General features: G+C 46.5%; 1 protein-coding gene. It reads right to left on the reverse strand.

Annotated elements, in window-relative coordinates:
• Positions 1–1,109, reverse strand: a protein-coding gene (locus ACFFUV_RS23375) for an IS3 family transposase (RefSeq protein WP_390198320.1) whose coding sequence is annotated in 2 segments (ribosomal slippage) — positions 1–842 and positions 842–1,109 — 1,110 coding nt annotated over the 2 segments. Because the reading frame shifts where the segments join, the coding sequence is not laid out codon by codon here. This gene is flagged as partial in the annotation.
• Between the last annotated feature and the right edge of the window lie 73 nt (positions 1,110–1,182).

Raw genomic sequence — 1,182 nt, forward strand, 5'->3', positions numbered from 1 at the left:
ACCATTATATTGATGTGGCCTGAGTTGGCTGTAGTAGCCCGTGATGTATCGAGTTATATGTTCTCTCGCTTCGCTAAAACTCCGATAACCCGACACTGGTATCCATTCTGTCTTTAGGCTTCTGAAGAACCGCTCCATCGGACTATTGTCCCAACAATTACCTCGCCTAGATAAGCTTTGCTTGATTTGATGACGCCACAACAGTTGCCGGTAAGAACGACTGGTGTAATGACTTCCTTGGTCGCTGTGGAACATCACGCCTTTGGGTTTACCTCGTAATTCAAACGCCATAGAGAGTGCCTTTCCTGTCAACTTACTATCAGGCGATACTGACATCGCCCAACCAATTGGCTTTCTCGCGAACAAGTCGATGACAACAGCAAGATACATCCAGCGCTGCCCCGTCCAGACATACGTTACATCACCGACCCAGACTTGGTTGGGAGCGGTAACGGTAAATTGTCGAGATAGATGGTTTGGGATCTCTACGTGCTCTTGTGATGCCTTTCGATAACGGTGCTTCGGTGTTTGGCAGCTTACCAACCCTAATAATTTCATCATTTTAGATGCTCGATAACGGGTAAGTTTTATACCTTGAGCCGTTACCATGTCGGCAATGCTTCTCGCACCAGCAGAGCCGTTGCTTGCCGTATGAACTTCTTTAATAAGACTTTTTAGCTTCACCAACTCTGGAGAAACACGCTGAGGGCGACAACGCCAGTATTTGTAACTACTGCGGTGAACACTGAACACATGACACAGGGTGGTTACGTTAAAGCTCTGCCTGAGTTTCTCGATTATCGAGAGTTGTTCAGTGAGTCCGACATCAAGAGAGCTGTAGCCTTTTTTAATATTTCGTTGTGCTCTTCAAGGCGAGCAAGTTTCTTCTTCAGCTCTCGTATCTCAATTTGCTCTGGTGTCATTGGTGAGGCTTGAGGAGCTACTCCCTTTCTTTCTTGCTTGAGCTGCCTTACCCACTTATCCATTGTCGATTTACCCACACCCATGGCTTTTGCAGCTTCAACAACGGTGTAGTTTTGGTCGAGAACAAGTTGCGCTGCTTCGAGCTTGAATTCCGCACTGAAAGTACGTCTGGTACGCTTAGTCATAGTTTCACCTGTCATGCTATGAGGTGTATCTTAACACCTCTAATCAGGTGGCCAAATTCACTATGCCACTACA

The organism is Vibrio olivae, from assembly GCF_042428525.1.
In the GTDB taxonomy this organism is placed as follows: Bacteria; Pseudomonadota; Gammaproteobacteria; order Enterobacterales; family Vibrionaceae; genus Vibrio; species Vibrio olivae.